This window comes from Paracoccus angustae, from assembly GCF_042648745.1.
Classification (GTDB): domain Bacteria; phylum Pseudomonadota; class Alphaproteobacteria; order Rhodobacterales; family Rhodobacteraceae; genus Paracoccus; species Paracoccus angustae.
In genome coordinates, this window is the sequence record NZ_JBHRXY010000002.1 from 112,641 (window position 1) to 129,376 (window position 16,736).

The following is a 16,736-nucleotide window of genomic DNA, read 5'->3' on the forward strand; positions in this document are numbered from 1 at the left end:
CCTCCCCTGGCGCGGCGTCGCCGGCCGCGCATCCTCCATAGGTCAGAAAGATGTAGCGCAAGGTCTTCATGCCGGTAAAATGATAAAATCGGCAATCTGCATACCGGATCGGATATGTCCTTCCACGCCCTGAAACCGGCCCAGCTTCGGTTGATCCACGAAGTCGCCCTGCACGGCCAGTTGCAGCTGGCCGCCGAGTCGCTGGCGATGACCCAACCCGCCGCATCGCGCATGCTGGCCGAGGCCGAACGCCAGATCGGCGCGCCCTTGTTCATCCGCCAGCCCAAGGGCATGGAGCCGACCGAGATCGGCACAACCGTTCTGCGCCGCGCCCGTGTGATCCTGCGCGAGATGGCCAGCATCGAGGCCGACGTGCGCGCGCTGCGCGGCGGCTATGCCGGGACGGTGCGGGTGGGCGCGGTGACGGGCCCGGCGATCAGCTATCTTGTCAGCGCGATCCGCCGCATCAAGGAGGAAAGCCCGGGGGCCGACATCACCGTGGACGTGATGCCGTCGCGCGACCTGCTGCTGCACCTGGCCGCCGGAGAGATGGATTTCGTTCTGGGCCGGATCCTGCCCGAATTCGACAGCGACAGCTTCAACATCCTGCCCATGGCGGATGAAAAGGTGGCGCTGATGGCCCGGGCCGACCATCCGCTGGCCCGCGCCCGGCTGGTCACGCTGACCGAACTGGTGGGCCAGCAATGGATCATGCAGCAGCGCGGCGCCCCCATCCGCGAGGCGACGCTGGCGGCCTTTGCCGGCGTCGGGCTGTCCGAGCCCGACAACATCGTCAACAGCCCCTCGCTTTTGCTGACCATCGCCTATCTGGCGCAGTCGAACGCGATCACGCCCGTGTCGCGCGAGGTCGCCGAACTGCTGATCCAGCCGCCGGTCGGGGCCGGGTTCACGATCCTGCCGACGCCTCGGCCGATCCGGGTGTCGCCTTATTTCCTGCTGGATCTGAAACGCCGCCCCTTGTCGCCCCTGGCGAAGCGGCTGCGGGACGCGGTGGCGCAGATGTCGCGCAGCCCCATCAGGAACGCGGCGGCGCTGTGACCTGCCTGCGCCGCGCGATCTCGTAGGCGATGGCGCCGATCACCGTGGCCGCGATGATGACCAGGGCCAGCGCGTTCACGGCAGGCGTCAGGCCGGTGCGGACCTTGGTGGCGATGAACACGGTCAAGGGCGTTTCAAAGCCGCGCACGAACAGGGTGGTGTTGTAGTTCTCCACCGATTGCAGCACCGCCAGCCCGCCCGAGGCCAGCAGCGCGGGCCGCAGAAAGGGCAGCAGCACGCGGCGGAACACCATGGGGCGGGACGCGCCCAGGCCAAGGGCCGCTTCCTCCTGCGTGCGGTCGAAGCGTTGCAGGCGGGCCATCACCATCAGCATCACATAGCAGATGATGAAGGTCGTCTGCGCCACCACGATCAGGGCGATGCCTCCGCCGACGCCCGCCTGCCGCCACAGGATCAGCGTGGAAATCCCGATCACCACCCCCGGCGTCAGCAGGGGCGAGACCATCACCGCATAGGCGAAGCCGCGCGCCCGCGCGTGCAGCGTGGTCAGCACCAATGCGGCGGCGGTGCCCACCGGCAGCGCCACCAGCACCACGAAAAACGCCACCACCGCCGAGGTCCGCAGCGACCGCCACATCGCCGCATCCGCCCACATGGCGAAAAACCAGTCCAGCGTCGTGCCCTGCCAGGGGATCACGGTCGGAAAGCGGCTTTCGTTGAAGGCCGCGATCCCCATGATGAGCAGCGGCGCGAACAGGTAAAGAACAAAGACCAGCAGATACAGGACGAACAATCCCCGGAAAATGCGGTCGGCGGTCACTTCGCCACATCCGTCAGGTTCACGCGGAACACCCGCAGCGTGACCAGCACCACGGCCAGGCACAAAACCAGCAGCGTCAGCGCATAGGCCGCGCCCCGGTTCCAGTCGCCGCCCTCGAAGAACCAGTTGTAGATGATCTCGGTGAACCAGCGGCTGCCGGGCGACCCCAGCAGCGCGGGCGCGACATAGGATCCAGCGGCCAGCATGAAGGTGAAGACGCAGCCCGTGGCGATGCCCGCCTTGGCATGGGGGATGACCACGCGCCGGTGGATGCGGACGGTTCCCGCGCCCAGGTCGCGCGCGGCCTCGAGCTGCGACTTGTCCAGGGATTCGATGGCGTTGTAGATCGGCAGCAGCATGAACAGGATATAGGCATAAACCATTCCCGCCAGCACGCCGCCGTCGCCCTGCCAGCGGACCGGCGCGTCGATCAGCCCGATCCCCTGCAACGCCGCGTTCAGCGGCCCGCGATAGGCCAGCAGGATGAACCAGGCCAGCGTCCGCAGCACCTCGTTGATGAAAAAGGGGATGATCACCAGCATCAGGGCCACGGACAACTGGCCCGGCGTCGCGCGCTGCGCCATCCAGAAGGCGACCGGATAGCAGACGGCCAGCGTCAGCGCCGCGACCAGCGCGCTGGCCCAGACCGTCTTGAAAAAGATCGCGCGATGCACGCCCTCGTTCGCCAGATACAGGAAGTTGTCCAGCGATCGCACGTCCCGCGGCCCGCCCTGCTGCAAGGGCGGCAGGTTCGGGCGCAGGGCATAGTCGATCATCATCAGGTTCGGCGCCAGCACCATCGCCGCCAGCCAGACCAGCACCAGCGCCAGGAAGACCGTTGCCAGCCCGCCCCCGAAGCGCGCGTAAAGATCACGCATCCGCCAGAACCACGGCATGTTCGGGGGCGAATGAAAAGCTGGCATCCGTTCCCGGCGCAGGCGCGTCGGCCAGCCGCGTGGACGGAACCGCCGCCGTCAGGGCCGCCCCGTCGGGAAACTGCCCGTGGACCAGGGCAAAGGCCCCTTCGAAATCCATGCGGCTGACGCGGGCGCGCAAGGTGTTGGGGCCGACGCCCGGCATCAGCGCCTCCGGGCGGACATAAAGGGTCGCGGCCTGCCCGATGGCGACCGCACCCTGCGCGCGCCCGTGCAGCGGACCCAGGGCGGTATCGACGCGGGCCATGCCCTCGCCCATGGCGCCGACGCGGCCCGGGATGGCGTTCGTCTCGCCCACGAAACGGGCCACGAAGGGGGTGGCGGGATTGTCGTAAAGCTCGCGCGGCGTGGCGACCTGTTGCAGCAAGCCGTTGCTCATCACCGCCACGCGGTCCGACATCGCCAAGGCCTCGGACTGGTCGTGGGTGATATAGATGAAGGTGACGCCCGTGCGCCTTTGCAGAGCGCGCAGTTCCGCCCGCATGTGCTGGCGCAGCTTCAGATCCAGCGCCGACAGCGGCTCGTCCAGCAGCAGCACGCCCGGTTCGACGGCCAGCGCGCGGGCAATGGCGACCCGCTGGCGCTGACCGCCCGACAGTTCGCCCGGCATCCGGTCGCCATAGCCCTCCAGCGCGATCAGGCGCAGCAACTCATCCGCCCGCTTGCGGCGCTCGGCCCGGCCCATGCCCCGCGCCTCCAGCCCGAAGGCGATGTTCTCCCAGACCGGCATCAGCGGGAACAGCGCCAGCGACTGGAAGATCATCGCGGTCGGCCGCTGGTTCGGGCCAAGCCCGCGCATGTCGCGCCCGCCGATCAGCACGCGGCCCTCGGTCGGCTCCAGAAAGCCCGCGATCATGCGCAGGATGGTGGTCTTGCCGCAGCCCGACGGCCCGAGGATGGAAAAGAACTCGCCCGCCTGAACGGCGAAGGACACGCCGCTGACCGCGCGCGTGGACCCGAAGCTCATCCCGATCCCGTCAAGCTCGACCGAATGCGACATCCGTCCCCCGTTGCGTCAAAGGCAGGGGGTCTGCCCCCTGCCCCGGTTTGTCAGGCCGACAGGAAACGGTCCTGGTATTCGTTGCGCTTGGTCACGTACCAGTTTTCCTGGATCGGCCACCACCACAGCTTGTCCAGCGCGTCGCCCGGATAGGCGGCGGCGAAAAAGGCCTTGGCCTGATCCGACAGCAGATCCGCCGATCCCACGGCGGTCGAGTTGATCGCCGTCGCGTTGGTGTACATCGCCCCGGCTTCCGGGGTCAGAAACCAGTTGATGAAGGCATAGGCGTTGTCCAGGTTCTCGGCCCCCGCCGGGATCGACAGCCCTTCCATCCAGGCCAGCGCGCCTTCCTTGGGCGCGACGAAGCCCACCGGCAGCCCTTCCCTGGACAGCGCGGCGGCGGTCGAATCCCAGGTCTGGCCGATCGCCGCGCCGTTGACGCGGAAGGCGCCCTGGGCCTCGTTCTCGTTGTTCCAGAACTGGATGATGTTGCCCTTGCGCGCCACGGCCTCGGCCAGGATCGCGTCGAAGATCTCGACCTGGGCTTCGGGCGTCTTGAAGGCGTCCAGCAGCGGGCGCGGCAGCTTGCCCTCGGCTTCCAGCCACAGGCCCAGGCCCACAAGCGCGGAATGGGCGCGCACCGTCGCCTTGCCCGCCGCCGATTCACCCCAGATGTCGCCATAGGAGGCGCTGCCGTATTCGAGCGGCATCTGGTCGCGGTCGAAAGCCACCGCCTCGGTCCCCCAGTCGGTCGGCACCTGATACCGCTTGCCGTCCACCACCGCGCCCAGATTGGTCGAGTTCTCCCAGGCCGAGGGCAGCACCTTCGCCACCTCGATCTTCGATTCGTCCAGGGGCTGGACCAGGCCGAACTCGACATAGTTCGGCACCCGGTCCACGGTCGGCCAGATCAGGTCGAAGCCCGCGCCGTTGTTGGCGCGAAGCTGGTTCAGCAGTTCGTCGTTGGTGCCATAGGGCGTGTAGTTCGGCTTGATCCCGGTGGCCTTTTCAAAGGCGCCCAGGATCTCGTCGTTCAGATAGCCCGCCCAGGCGAAGATGTTCACGGTGCCCGTCCCTTGGGCAAAGCCCGGCCGGGCGACCAGCGGCGCGGCCAGCGCGAGGCCCGCGGCGGCGCCCGCGCCCTTCAGAAGCCCGCGGCGATCAAGTCTGCTCATGTTTACCAACCCCCGATAGCGCCGCCCGGCCGGGCCTTGCCCGCAGGACGGCAGGATCCATGACCGGCCGCCCGGGGGCGCCGGTCAATCGGCGTGAAGCATATCCCGGCCATGTGACAGGTCAAAGACTCTTTGATCTTCCACCGGAAAAGCGGGCTGTTCTAGTGGCGCGACAGCAGGGCGGCGGGCCGGGACCGGGCCAGGGCCTGGGTGATCAGCCCGGTCAGCACCGCCTTGATGATGTCGCCGGGAACAAAGGCCACGACCAGCACGGCGCATTCGGCCAGGGTCTTGTCCAGCGCGATCGACATGCCGACGATGCCGAAGGCATAAAGCACGACAATGCCGCCGAGGATCGAGGCCAGGGCGACCGTCACCGCCAGCGACCCGCTGCGCAGCCGCTCGACGATCAACCCGGTCACGAAAGCCGCGACCGGCCAGCCCAGGAAAAAGCCCGAGGTCGGGGCGACGAATGCGCCAAGCCCGCCGCGCCCGCCCGCCAGAAGCGGCAGGCCAAGCGCCACCAGCGCCATGAACAGCAGCACCGCCAGCGCGCCGCGTTTCGCCCCCAGGATCGCGCCCGCCAGCATGACGCCCATGCTTTGCGCCGTGATCGGCACGCCAAAGGCCAGCGTCAGACTGGGAACCAGCCCAAGGGCCGCGATCAGCGCCGCGAACAGCGCGACCCGGGTCATGTTGCGTTCCATTCTCTCAGTCCCTCCCATCAGGAATGTCGTTCAGGATGCCGCCCCGCGCGCGCAGGGCCTCGGCCACGTGATCGGCGTCGTCCAAGGCCAGCGCCGCCATCGGCATCACGATCCGCCAGCCGGGCCTGCGCCGCGACCGGGCGCGCCAGGACAGGGCCAGCCGCTGGCCGTTTTCCACCAGCATCGGGGTAAAGCGCAGGACCATGGCGATGGCAAGCGTCACCGCGCGGGTGGGCAGGCCCAGGCGGCGCAGGGGCGCCAGCAGCCCCGTCAGCACGGCGATCATGTCGGTCAGCCGCGTGGTCATGGTCACGAAATTCGCCAGCGCCAGCGCGGCCAGCAGGCGCAGGGCGATAACGATGCCCGCCTGCGCCTGGCCGGTCAGCCCGTGCCACAGCCCGATCAGCAGCAGAAACGGCCAAAGCATCCGCAGATGCCGCAGCCCCTGCCGCAGGAAGGTCGGGCCTGCCGTCAGATACAGCGCCAGGATCGCCAGAAGGGCCATGGCCAGCACCCCGGGCCTGTCGGTCAGGAACAGCGCCACCGTCAAGGCCGACAGCGCCAGCAGCTTGCCCCCCGCCGGAATGCGGTGCGACCAGGTTTCAGCAGGCGAGGTGAGCGAGATCATCAAGGCCCCCCCAGTCCCGCATCTGCGCCTCGAACCGGGGCAGCACCGCGTCCGGCGGGCCGTCGGCGATCAGCCGCCCCCCGTCCAGCCATAAAATCCGGTCAAAGCCGCGAAGCTGGCCCGGATCGTGAGTGACCATCACCACCTGGGCCGCGATCCCGTCCAGATAGCGCATCAGTTGCAGCCGCGTCGGGATGTCCAGGCCCGAAAAGGGCTCGTCCATGACGATCACCCGGGGCTGCATCGCCAGCACGGACATCAGGCACAGAAGCTGTTTTTGCCCCTGCGACAGGCCGTGGGTGGCGGCGCTTTCCCAGTGGGCCTTGCCGAAGCGGTCCAGCATGGCCCGGGCCGCGGCCTCGGCATCGCGCTGACGCCGGCCCTGCTGGGTCAGGCCAAAGGCGATTTCCTCGAGAACGGTGGGAAAGATGATCTGGTGATCGGGATTCTGGAAAATGATTCCGACACTGGACAGCGCGGCGCGGCGGTCGGCGGCCATGTCGATCCCGCCGATCCGGGCCCGACCCGCATCCGGCGCGATCAGCCCGGCAATCACCCGCGCCAGCGTCGTCTTGCCCGAGCCGTTGCGCCCGACCACGCCCACGCGCGGTTCGTCCAGCCGGGCCGAGATCCCGTCCAGCACCGTCCGGCCCGCCATCGCCACGCCGATGGCCTGCAACTCCACACTCATCGCCCGCCGCTCCGGGCGGGCCGTTCTTCGGGTCGTGATCCCATCTGCCCAAGGCTTCCGCTGCGTCCACCCCGCGCATCTGCCCCGGAACGGGTCTTTCATGCAAGCCCGATGCCTTACTGATAGCTGCGCACCAGGGCCCCCGCGATCATCGACCAGCCGTCCACCGCGACAAAAAAGGCCAGCTTGAAGGGCAAGGACACGACCACCGGCGGCACCATCATCATGCCCATGGCCATCAGCACCGCCGAAACCACCAGGTCGATGATCAGGAAGGGCAGCGCGATCAGAAAGCCGATCTCGAAGGCGCGCTGGATTTCGGACAGCATGAAGGAGGGGATCAGGACCGACAGCTGCCCGCTGCGGTCGCCGCTGCCCGGCGCGATCTCGGCCAGGCCCGCCAGGGTGTCGGGATCGGTGCGCGCGGCCATGAAGTCCTGGAAAGGCACGATGCCGCGGCGGATCGCCTCGCCCAGGGTGATGGCGCCGTCCTGCAAGGGGGCGCCCGCGACGGACCAGGCCTCGCGCAGAACCGGGTCCATGATGAACCAGGTCAAAAACATCGCCAAGGCGACGATCAGCATGTTCGGGGGCGAGGATTGCAGCCCGATCGACTGGCGCAGGATCGACAGCACCGTGACGATAAAGGGAAAGCAGGTGATGGTGATGGCGATGCCCGGCGCCAGCGACAGCGCCGTCAGCGTGCCCACCAGCAGGATCGCGTTCTGGCCAAGGCCTTGACCCAGCTGCCCCGCGATCTGGCCCAGCCCGTCCTGCGCCAGGGCCGCGGCGGGCAGGAACCCCAGCCCCGCCGCCAAGGCGTATCTGCGGATCATGCGGCGCCGGGAACGGGCAGGATCCGCACGCAAAGCCGGTCCTCGGCCGAGCCGTCCGCCGTCAGCTCGCCCCGCGCGATAACCTTGTCGCCCACGCAGATCTCGACCCCCTCGTCGATGGACTGGTCCAGCAGAAGGATGTCGTCGGGCCGCAGCGCCGACAGCTGCGCGACGGTCTGGCGGGTGCGGCCAAGCCGCACGGTCACCTCCACCTGGATGGCGTCGGTGTCGATCAGGTGGTTCAATGCGTCCATGATGCTTCGTCTCCGTCCGGTTTGGGCCCGTTGATTTCGGCCATCAGCGCGCGGATGCCCTCGGCCACGCGCGCCGGTTCCAGTTCGATCCGGCCGCCTTGCAGCGACAAGGCGATGCGCTCGGATTCCGATTCGGCGACATCGATGCCCTCCAGCCCGCAATCGGCGAGGCAGCGCTCCACCATGGCGCGCAGCGACGGACCGCAGGCGATGGAGGCGCGCAGCGGGGACGCCAGGCGCGACAAGCGCAGCAGTTCGGCGCTCAGCGCCGCTTCCAGACGGCGCGATTCCGCGGCGGGGGCCAGGCAATCGAGGATCTGCGTCAGGATCGGGGCCAGCGCATCCACCGCCTCGCGGCGCAGCTCGGCCCGGCGCGTCTCGTCATCGGCAAGCGCCCGGGCCAGCCGGTCCAGCCCGGCGCTCAGGGTGCGGGCCTGTTCGTCCGCCTGGCGGGCGGCGCCTTCGGCCAGTCCGTCCGCATAGGCCTGGTCCAGCGCCTCGCGGCTGAAGGTCAGGGCCGCCCCCTGCGCCGCCACCGCGGCACCGAAGGATTCGAGTTTGAACACGGCAAGGGTCACAGCGCATTCTCCTTGTTGTCGATCCAGCCGGTCAGGATCTTGACGCTTTCGTCATGGCGTTCCTTCATCATGTTGCGCAGCCGGGCGACCGGATCGCCGGGGGGCAGCGCCAGCTGTTCGGGCGCGCGGGGGGCGGGCTGCGCGGCGGCCACGGGTTCCGCCACGGCCTCGGTTGCGGGCAGGATCGTGCCGGTCAGGGCGGGCGCGTCCAGCGCCGGGGGGCTGTTGTCCAGCGCGGGCCGGGCACGGCCCTTCAGAACCGGGCGCAGCACCAGGAACACCACCGCCAGCGCGAACAGGCCGATCATCAGGATCCGCGCCAGGCCGTTCAGCTCTAGCCGGTCCAGAAAGCCGGGCGCGGCGGCGGTTCCGGCCTCGCCCAGGCCCGCGAAGGGCAGCGACTTGACGGTGATCAGGTCGCCCCGCGCCTCGTCATAGCCCACCGCCGAGGCCACCAGTTCGCGCAGCACGTCCAGTTCGGCCTGCTGGCGCGGCACCATCTGCACCTCGCCTGCGGCGGTCTCCTCGGGGACGCCGTTGACCAGCACCGCAACCGTCAGCCGCCGCGTGGCTCCGGGCTGGCGCGACACCTCGCGCGTCACCCGCGTGACCTCGTAATTGGCCTGCTGGCGGGTTTCCTGGCGGTTCGCCTCGGACCGGTCGCCCTGGGCCTCGTTCCCGTCGGGCAGGTTCGAGGCCGCGGTCACCGCGCCCGATCCCGTGCTGTTGCTTTGATCCGTCGTTTCCTCGGTCACCTGCGAGATCATCGCCCGCCCTTCGGGATCGAAGCGCTGCTCGGTCAGCATCTCGGTCTCGGTCACCACGTCCAGGTTCAGCTCCACGATGGCGTTGCCGATGCCGACATGGGGTTCCAGGATGCGCTCGACATTGCGCTTCATCTCGGCCGCGCGGTCGGCGCCGGGCTCATCCTCCCCCGAGGCGACGATGCCGGTCCTGGTGTCGATCACCGTGACCGATTCGGGCGCCATGCCCGGCACGCCCGAGGAGATCAGGTATTTCAAGGCAGCCGCCTGGTCCCGGCTGACCGCCTGGCCGTTGGTGCCAATGGTGACGGAGGCGCTGCCCTTGCCGTCGCGGCGATAGCCGCGCCCCGATTCGATCGCCAGGTGGACGCGCGCGGTCTTCACGTTGGGCAGGGCCAGAATGGTCCGGGCCAGCTCGCCTTCCTTGGCGCGCCAATAGGCGGCGTCGAACATCTGCGAGGTCGTGCCGAAACCCGACATGCCGTCCAGCAGTTCGTATCCGGCGCCGCCCGCGGCGGGAAGGCCTTGCGCGGCCAGATCCATGCGCAGCTTGTCGCGGCTGGCGGCATCCACCCAGATCGCATCGCCGCGCACCTCGTAGGCCACGCCCGCGCGTTCGATCCCGGCCACCACCTCGCCCGCCTGGGCGGAATCCAGCCCGCCGTAAAGCAGGCTCATCGCCGGGCGGTTCGCCACCCAAGCAAAGCCCGCGACGGCCAGAAAGGTTGTCAGAAAGGCCGCCACCAGGATGGCCTTCTGTTGTGAGCTTCGCTCGTTCCAATAGTCCTGCAATTTTTGCAAAACCGGCCCCTTCGAATCAGCGTCAGGTTCTTTCGTCCCGCCTTTGATGACATGGCCCGCGTTAAGATTCGGTTAGTCGCGAAGTGCTAATTCCGTCTTGTCACGACGGAGAATCACCATGACCGATGCGACCGCCGCCGCCGATCCGCCCGCCAAGGCCTCCGGCAAGAAGAAGCTGATCCCGATCCTGGCCGCCGTGGCGCTGGCGGGGGGCGGCTTCGCCTCGACCTATCTGGGGCTGTGGTCGCCCGCCGCGATGCTGGCCCCCAAGCGGGAAGCCCCGGCCGTCCCCGCGACCGTGTTCGTCGCCGTTCCGGTGATCGAACTGGCCATTCCCGGCGGCTCGGGCCAGAGCCTCGTTCTTGCCGCCAGCATCGAGACCGACAGCGCCCACAAGGCCGAGGTCGTGCATCTGATGCCGCGCGTTCTGGACGCCTTCAACGCCTTCCTGTCGGGCATCGACCCGGCCGCCTACGACAAGCGCGGCGTGCTGGAGATCATCCGGGCCGAGCTGGTGACCCGGTCGCGCTATGTGCTGGGCAACGAGGCCCTCAAGGATTTGCTGATCACGGAGTTCCGCTTCAAATGACCCTGGACCATGCCTTTCAAGCCGCGCTTCTGGCGGCATCCCTGGGACTTGGCACCTTCTGCCTGATCCTGTCGCGCAGGTTGCGGCGGCTCAATGACCTGGAAACAGGCCTGGGCGGCGCCATCGCCGTGATGGCCTCCGAGGTGGACAGGCTGGAACGCGCCATCCGCAGCGCCAAGAGCGAGGCCACCGAGGCCGGCGAGACCCTGTCGCGCGAGATCGCCGCCGCCCGCAAGGAGCGGGCGCTGTGGGATCTGCGCCAGAAGATCACCCAGGCCCAGGCGGCGCCCGCCGTCCCCGCCCCGGTCGTGCCGCTGCGCCGGCTGCGCAAGCGCGTGGTGGCCGCCGATGCGTAGGCCCCTGCTGGCGCTGACCCTGGCCTTTGGCCTGCCCGCGGGCGCCGCGATCTGGCAAGGCGGGGACCTGTCGCGGTTCTTCGCGGCCCGGGCCAGTTCGGGCGATCTGCTGCAAGGCTGCACCGATGTCCCCGAGGCCGTGGCGCTGGCAACCGAACTGCGCGACCGCGCCCTGCGGATCGAGCGCTACATGGAGGCGCTGGAAACCAGAAAGGCCGAGATCGCCGCCGCCGAGGCCACGCTGCGCGCCCGTGCCGGCGAACTGCGTCAGCAGAAATCGGGACTCCAGTCGCGCCGCAACGGCGCGTCTCAGGCGGTGCGCGAGGACATCGACCGCCTGATCGCCGTGTACGACCAGATGAAGCCCGCCGAGGCGGCTGCCGTCCTGACCAACCTGCCCCCCGATTTCGCGGCCGAGATCCTGATGCGCGTCCAGCCGGAAACCGGCGCCCGCATCATCGCGGCGGTCGAGCCGCGCCAGGCCGCGCTGCTGACCGCCCAGATGGGCGCGCGCAGCGCCCGGAACGACTGAAGGAGAACGCCCATGTTCGGCATCGTAGGCATCGTCGTGACCTTTGCGATGGTTTTCGGCGGCTATATCCTCGCCGGGGGCAAGATGGGGGTGATCACGCATTCGCTGCCCTTCGAGATGATGATGATCGGGGGCTCGGCCGTCGGATCCTATCTGCTGACCAACGACAGCCACACGCTGAAGCATACGCCAAAGGGGATCATCCAGGCCTTCAAGGGCGCCAAGTGGACCGAATCCGACCACCAGGACGTGCTGTGCCTGATGTTCCAGCTGCTCAAGATCGCGCGCGAGAACCCCGTCGCGCTGGAACAGCATATCGAGAACCCGGCGGAATCGCCGATCTTCACCGCCTATCCCCGGCTTCTGGCCGATCACGACGTGGTGTCGCTGATCGCCGACACGCTGCGCTCGGCCAGCCTGAACTATGACGATCCCTACCAGGTCGAGGAGATCCTGGCCCGCCGCCTTGCCGGTCTGCGCGAGGATTCGATGCATGTCCCCCACGCGTTGCAGAACGTGGCGGACGCCCTGCCCGCGCTTGGCATCGTTGCCGCCGTTCTCGGCGTCATCAAGACCATGAGCGCGATCGACCAGCCCCCCGCCGTCCTGGGGGGCATGATCGGCGGCGCGCTGGTCGGCACCTTTCTGGGCGTGTTCCTGGCCTATGGCTTCGTGGCCCCGCTGGCAGGCCGGCTGGGCGGCGTCATCAAGCAGGATCTGGCCTTTTTCGACGTGATCAAGTCGGTGCTGATCGCGGGCCTTCACCAGCACGCCACCAACCTGTGCGTCGAGGTCGGCCGCCAGGCCGTGCCCGACCATGTGCGCCCCAGCTTCGACACGCTGGAAGCCGCGCTGCGCGACCTGAAGAAGGCCGCGTGATGATCGGGGCGCTGGTGATGGTGATGGGACTCGCGGGCACGGCGTCAGCCGATCCGGCCCTGCTGCCCCCTGCCGCGGCCCTGGCCGACGAGGCGACGGACTGGCTGCTCGAGGGCGAATCCCTGCCCCCCGACTATCGCACGCGCTTGATGCGCATGCCGCCCGAGGCGCGGCTTCAGGCGCTGGTCTTCCTGCGTCGCACGGGCCTTTTGACAACGGACCCCTGGACGCTGTCCGATGTGCTGGATCCCGCGCCCGCCGATACAGGTGACGAATGAGCGCCGCCTCCCGGCTCAGATCGCTCGACGCCTCGGTTCTCGTGACCGGGGGGCTGGTGCTGATCGTCATGTCGATGGTGATCCCGCTGCCGCCGGCGATCCTCGACTTCGGCTTCGCGCTGTCCATCGCGGCGGCAACGCTGATCCTGGTGATGGCCTCGCTGGTGGACCGGCCGACCGATTTCCAGGCCTTTCCCATGCTGCTGCTGGTCACGCTGGTGATCCGGCTGTCGCTGAACGTGTCGTCCACGCGGCTGATCCTGACCCAGGGCCAGACGGGCCCCGAGGCCGCGGGCCACATCATCAACGGCTTTGCCAGCTTTGTCGCGGGCGGGTCGCTGATGGTGGGGATCACGGTCTTCGCCGTGATCTCGATCGTGAACTTCGTGGTCATCACAAAGGGTTCGGGCCGCATGGCCGAGGTCGCGGCGCGCTTTGCGCTCGATTCGCTGCCGGGCAAGCAGCTGGCCATCGACGCGGATCTGAACGCCGGCGCCATCGACCACCAGGAAGCCAAGGCCCGCCGCCTGCGCGACCAGCAGGAGATCAACTTCTTCGGTTCGCTGGACGGAGCGTCGAAATTCGTCAAGGGCGACGCGGTGGCGGGCATCGTGATCACGCTGGTCAACCTGCTGGTGGGCCTGGGCATCGGCGTCGTGGCGCACGGAATGCCCGTGGGCGAGGCGATGGCCACATATTCCCACCTGACCATCGGCGACGGCCTGGTGGGCCAGATCCCCGCCGTGATCACCTCCATGGCGGCGGCGCTGCTGCTGTCGCGCGGGGGCGCGACCGAGACCACGGCGCGGCTTTTGTCCAGCCAGCTGATCCGGAGCTGGCAGCCTGCCGCCGTGGTCGGGGCGGCGATGCTGCTGATGTCCTTCGTGCCCGGCATGCCGCGCCTGCTGTTTCTGGCGATTGCCGGTGCGCTGGCGTTCAGCGCCTGGCGGCTTTACCGGAAAGGCATCCTTCCCGTTCTGCCCGAACCCGCGGCGGAAACCCCCGCCCCCCGCCCCGCCGCCCGCATCGGCGACGTGCTGGACACCGACGAGATCAGCGTCGAGATCGGCAGCGACCTGGTGCTGATCGCGCTGGACCAGGCGCGGGGCCTGGGCAGCCGGGTCACCAACCTGCGCATCCACATCGCCCGCGCCTACGGGCTGATCCTGCCCGACGTGCGCATCACCGACACGGACGACCTGCATCCCGGCGATTACCAGATCCGCATCCACGGCGTCGTGCGCGGACGCGGCAGCCTGCGACCGGGCGCGATCCTGGCGCTTGGCCCCGATCACGTGCTGCAAGGCCTGGCCGGCGATGCGGTGCGCGAGCCCGTTTATCTCAGCCCCGCGCGCTGGATCGACCGCAACGCCCAGGACGACGCCGCCACGCGCGGCGCCACCGTCGTGACCCCCATGGAGGTTCTGTCCACCCATCTGATGGAGGTCGTGAAGGCCAACCTGTCCGCGCTGCTGACGCTGGGCGCCATGCAGCGCCAGATCGAGGAGCTGAAGACCCTGTCCGACAGCGCGCGCGCCGAACGCAACCGGCGCTATTTCGACGGCATGATCCCCGACAAGGTCTCGCCCGAAACGCTGCTGGCGGTTCTGCGCGCGCTTCTGGACGAAAAGGTCTCGATCCGCAACCTGCCGCTGATCGTCGACGCCATGGCCGAGTTCCGCGGCATCGAGTCGATCGAAACGCTTTACGAACTGGTGCGCAAGCGGCTGCGCGGCCAGATCACCCAGCAATACAGCGATCCGGCGGGCGGCATCTCGGCCCTGCAACTGCACCCGGCGTGGGAGGCCGAGTTCGTCCGCGCCGACAGCGAGACCGGCCGCACGGGCGGCGGCGCGATGACCCCCGCCTTGTCGCGCAAGCTGCTGGAAGCCGCGCGCCGCGCCCTGGCGGCGGTGGAGCCGGCGCTGCAAACGGTGCTGGTCGCCCCCGACCACCGGCGCCGGATGCTGCGCGCGGTTCTGGGGTCGAACGGCATCGCCATCCCGGTGCTGGGGCTGGAGGAGATCGACCCCGGCGCGGAGCTGCGGCTGGTCGGCACCATCGAGGTCGGGTGATGGGGGACCAGCTTGCCCAACTGCTGCCGGGGTTCGGCTGGTCCTGGGTGCTGGTCTATCTGCGCGTGCAGGCGCTGGTGCTGGTGCTGCCCGGCCTGGGGGAACGCGCCATTCCTGTCCGCGTCCGCGCCGCCGCCGCCCTTGCCGTCACGCCGATGCTGGCCGGGCTGGTCCCGCCTGCCGCCGAGCCCGGCGGCCTGTTGCCGATCCTGGGCCAGGCCGCGGGGGAAACGCTGATCGGACTGGCCGCGGGCATGGGCCTGCGGCTGCTGGCCTTGTCGCTGGACATCGCGACCTCGGCTATCGCGGCCACCGCGTCCTTGTCGCAGCTGGTCGGCGGCCAGAACGAGGCCGCGCCCCATCCGATCGGCAATCTCGTCCACCTGGGGGGGCTGGCGGTCCTGATGGCGCTTGGCCTTCCGGTGATGCTGGTGCAGCTGATGGCCGACAGTTTCGCGGTCTGGCCCCCCGGCGGCTGGCCCGATGCGGAGGGCCTGGCGGCCGAGGCGATCCGCCTTGTCGCCCGCAGCTTCTGGATCGCCATGCTGCTGGCCGCGCCCTTCACGCTGGGCGGCTTCATGTTCCAGGCGTTGTCGGGCGTCATCAACCGGGTCATGCCCGCCCTGCCGGTGATCTTCATCGGCTCGCCCGCCGCGATCATGCTGGCCCTGGCGGCCCTGGCGCTGCTGGCGCCGGTGCTGGTCGGGCTCTGGGCCGACGCGATCCTGGGCCATGTCCTGCCGGGCGCGCCATGAGCGAGGAGAACGACGACAAGCCTTTCGAGGCTTCGGACCAGAAGCTGCGCAAGGCGCGCGAAAAGGGCGACATCCCCCGGTCGGCGGAACTGAATGTCGCCGCCATGTATCTGGGCGCCTGGCTGGCCTTCGCGGTGGGCGCGGGCCTTGCGGTCAGGGCCTGGCTGTCCATGGCGACCCGCGCCCTGGGGGCCGAGGGCTGGACGCCGGGCACCGCGGCGGCGACCGCAGCGGCTCTTGGCCAATACGCCGGATGGGCGGTTCTGGGGCTGGCGGCCGTGCCCGCGCTGGCGATCCTGGTGGCGCTGGTGGCGGTGCGCGGGCTGGTCTTCGCTCCGCAGAAGCTGGCCTTCGACCTGAACCGGATCAACCCGATGAAGACCGCCGCGCAGAAATTCGGCAAGTCGGGTCTGGTCAATTTCGCCATCTCGCTGGGCAAGGCGGCGCTGGTCTGCGCGGGCGGCTGGTTCCTGTTCCGCAGCCTTCTGGGGCATCTGGCGGCAAGCCCGCTGGCGGGCGACCGCTGGACCGCGGATCTGGGCGTCATTCTGGGGCGGGTGCTGGCCCTGGCGCTGGCGATCTCGGTCCTGTTCGCGGGGCTGGACATGGGCTGGCAGTGGTTCGACCACCGCCGCAAGAACCGCATGACCCGCAAGGAGATGGAGGACGAGTTCAAGGAGTCCGAGGGCGATCCGCATTTCAAGGCCGCCCGCCGCCAGCGCGCCGTGGACATCGCCACCAAGCAGATGCTGGCCGACGTGGCCCGGGCGGACGTGGTGATCGTGAACCCCACCCATTACGCCGTGGCGCTGGAATGGAAGCGCGGCAGCGGGCGCGCGCCGGTCTGCCTGGCCAAGGGCACCGACGAGGTCGCGGCCCGGATCCGCGAGCGTGCCCGGGAACACCGCGTGCCGATCTTCCCCGATCCGCCAAGCGCCCGCGCCATTCACGCCACCGTCGAGATCGGCCAGGAAATCCGCCGCGAACAGTTCGCCGCCGTCGCCGCCGCGATCCGCTTCGCCGAAAAGATGCGCGAAAAGGCGAAAGCCGGATGGTGAGAGGC

20 protein-coding genes are annotated in these 16,736 nt (G+C 69.0%); 9 read left to right on the forward strand and 11 right to left on the reverse strand.

The annotated features are described in order from the left end of the window. Nucleotides 1-114: 114 nt before the first annotated feature. Nucleotides 115-1,059 (forward strand): LysR family transcriptional regulator, encoded by a 945-nt coding sequence (locus tag ACFOM8_RS03610; RefSeq protein ID WP_377759395.1) that lies wholly within the window; start codon nt 115-117, stop codon nt 1,057-1,059. On the opposite strand, the gene ACFOM8_RS03615 is transcribed toward ACFOM8_RS03610, so the two are convergent. The 11 genes from ACFOM8_RS03615 to fliF form a co-directional block, all read right to left on the reverse strand. Next, nucleotides 1,037-1,840 (reverse strand): ABC transporter permease, encoded by an 804-nt coding sequence (locus ACFOM8_RS03615; RefSeq protein WP_377759397.1) that lies wholly within the window; start codon nt 1,838-1,840, stop codon nt 1,037-1,039. The genes ACFOM8_RS03610 and ACFOM8_RS03615 overlap by 23 nt on opposite strands. Then, complete coding sequence (locus ACFOM8_RS03620; RefSeq protein ID WP_377759399.1) at nt 1,837-2,718, reverse strand: ABC transporter permease; 882 nt, start codon at nt 2,716-2,718, stop codon at nt 1,837-1,839. The genes ACFOM8_RS03615 and ACFOM8_RS03620 overlap by 4 nt, the downstream gene beginning before the upstream one ends. Then, complete coding sequence (locus ACFOM8_RS03625; RefSeq protein ID WP_377759401.1) at nt 2,711-3,775, reverse strand: ABC transporter ATP-binding protein; 1,065 nt, start codon at nt 3,773-3,775, stop codon at nt 2,711-2,713. Before ACFOM8_RS03625 ends, ACFOM8_RS03620 begins: the two co-directional genes overlap by 8 nt. Nucleotides 3,776-3,825: 50 nt before the next feature. Continuing rightward, a complete protein-coding gene (locus ACFOM8_RS03630; RefSeq protein WP_377759403.1) occupies nt 3,826-4,950 on the reverse strand; it encodes an extracellular solute-binding protein in 1,125 nt (374 codons plus the stop codon). A gap of 161 nt (nt 4,951-5,111) precedes the next feature. Then, nucleotides 5,112-5,657 (reverse strand): biotin transporter BioY, encoded by a 546-nt coding sequence (locus ACFOM8_RS03635; protein ID WP_377759405.1) that lies wholly within the window; start codon nt 5,655-5,657, stop codon nt 5,112-5,114. A 4-nt stretch (nt 5,658-5,661) separates the two neighbouring features. Then, nucleotides 5,662-6,285, reverse strand: coding sequence for a CbiQ family ECF transporter T component (locus ACFOM8_RS03640; RefSeq protein ID WP_377759407.1), 624 nt, complete (start codon nt 6,283-6,285; stop codon nt 5,662-5,664). Continuing rightward, a complete protein-coding gene (locus tag ACFOM8_RS03645; RefSeq protein ID WP_377759409.1) occupies nt 6,260-6,976 on the reverse strand; it encodes an energy-coupling factor ABC transporter ATP-binding protein in 717 nt (238 codons plus the stop codon). The genes ACFOM8_RS03640 and ACFOM8_RS03645 overlap by 26 nt, the downstream gene beginning before the upstream one ends. Nucleotides 6,977-7,092: 116 nt before the next feature. Then, nucleotides 7,093-7,812: a flagellar type III secretion system pore protein FliP gene (fliP, locus tag ACFOM8_RS03650; protein WP_377759411.1), complete on the reverse strand. Its 720-nt coding sequence runs from the start codon at nt 7,810-7,812 to the stop codon at nt 7,093-7,095. Beyond that, complete coding sequence (locus ACFOM8_RS03655) at nt 7,809-8,066, reverse strand: FliM/FliN family flagellar motor C-terminal domain-containing protein (RefSeq protein ID WP_377759413.1); 258 nt, start codon at nt 8,064-8,066, stop codon at nt 7,809-7,811. Before ACFOM8_RS03655 ends, fliP begins: the two co-directional genes overlap by 4 nt. Continuing rightward, a complete protein-coding gene (locus ACFOM8_RS03660; RefSeq protein ID WP_377759415.1) occupies nt 8,054-8,644 on the reverse strand; it encodes a hypothetical protein in 591 nt (196 codons plus the stop codon). Before ACFOM8_RS03660 ends, ACFOM8_RS03655 begins: the two co-directional genes overlap by 13 nt. Beyond that, nucleotides 8,641-10,209, reverse strand: coding sequence for a flagellar basal-body MS-ring/collar protein FliF (gene fliF / locus ACFOM8_RS03665; RefSeq protein WP_377759416.1), 1,569 nt, complete (start codon nt 10,207-10,209; stop codon nt 8,641-8,643). The genes ACFOM8_RS03660 and fliF overlap by 4 nt, the downstream gene beginning before the upstream one ends. A 118-nt stretch (nt 10,210-10,327) precedes the next feature. Here fliF and ACFOM8_RS03670 point away from each other — a divergent pair, with 118 nt between their 5' ends. From ACFOM8_RS03670 to flhB, 8 genes are read left to right on the forward strand one after another with little or no spacing between them, the layout of a single operon-like run. Then, entirely contained in the window at nt 10,328-10,798 is a 471-nt protein-coding gene (locus ACFOM8_RS03670) for a flagellar basal body-associated FliL family protein (RefSeq protein WP_377759418.1), read from the forward strand. Beyond that, complete coding sequence (locus tag ACFOM8_RS03675) at nt 10,795-11,154, forward strand: hypothetical protein (RefSeq protein WP_377759420.1); 360 nt, start codon at nt 10,795-10,797, stop codon at nt 11,152-11,154. The genes ACFOM8_RS03670 and ACFOM8_RS03675 overlap by 4 nt, the downstream gene beginning before the upstream one ends. Further along, entirely contained in the window at nt 11,147-11,686 is a 540-nt protein-coding gene (locus ACFOM8_RS03680; protein ID WP_377759421.1) for a MotE family protein, read from the forward strand. Before ACFOM8_RS03675 ends, ACFOM8_RS03680 begins: the two co-directional genes overlap by 8 nt. A 12-nt stretch (nt 11,687-11,698) precedes the next feature. Beyond that, entirely contained in the window at nt 11,699-12,565 is an 867-nt protein-coding gene (gene motA, locus ACFOM8_RS03685; protein ID WP_377759423.1) for a flagellar motor stator protein MotA, read from the forward strand. Next, on the forward strand, nt 12,565-12,843 hold the full coding sequence (locus tag ACFOM8_RS03690) for a hypothetical protein (protein WP_377759424.1): 279 nt from the start codon (nt 12,565-12,567) through the stop codon (nt 12,841-12,843). The genes motA and ACFOM8_RS03690 overlap by 1 nt, the downstream gene beginning before the upstream one ends. After that, nucleotides 12,840-14,918, forward strand: a complete 2,079-nt coding sequence (locus ACFOM8_RS03695) for a flagellar biosynthesis protein FlhA (protein ID WP_377759426.1) — start codon at nt 12,840-12,842, stop codon at nt 14,916-14,918. Before ACFOM8_RS03690 ends, ACFOM8_RS03695 begins: the two co-directional genes overlap by 4 nt. Further along, nucleotides 14,918-15,673 (forward strand): flagellar biosynthetic protein FliR, encoded by a 756-nt coding sequence (locus ACFOM8_RS03700; protein WP_377759428.1) that lies wholly within the window; start codon nt 14,918-14,920, stop codon nt 15,671-15,673. The genes ACFOM8_RS03695 and ACFOM8_RS03700 overlap by 1 nt, the downstream gene beginning before the upstream one ends. Further along, nucleotides 15,670-16,731 (forward strand): flagellar type III secretion system protein FlhB, encoded by a 1,062-nt coding sequence (gene flhB / locus ACFOM8_RS03705; protein WP_377759430.1) that lies wholly within the window; start codon nt 15,670-15,672, stop codon nt 16,729-16,731. Before ACFOM8_RS03700 ends, flhB begins: the two co-directional genes overlap by 4 nt. The last annotated feature ends 5 nt before the right edge of the window (nt 16,732-16,736 follow it).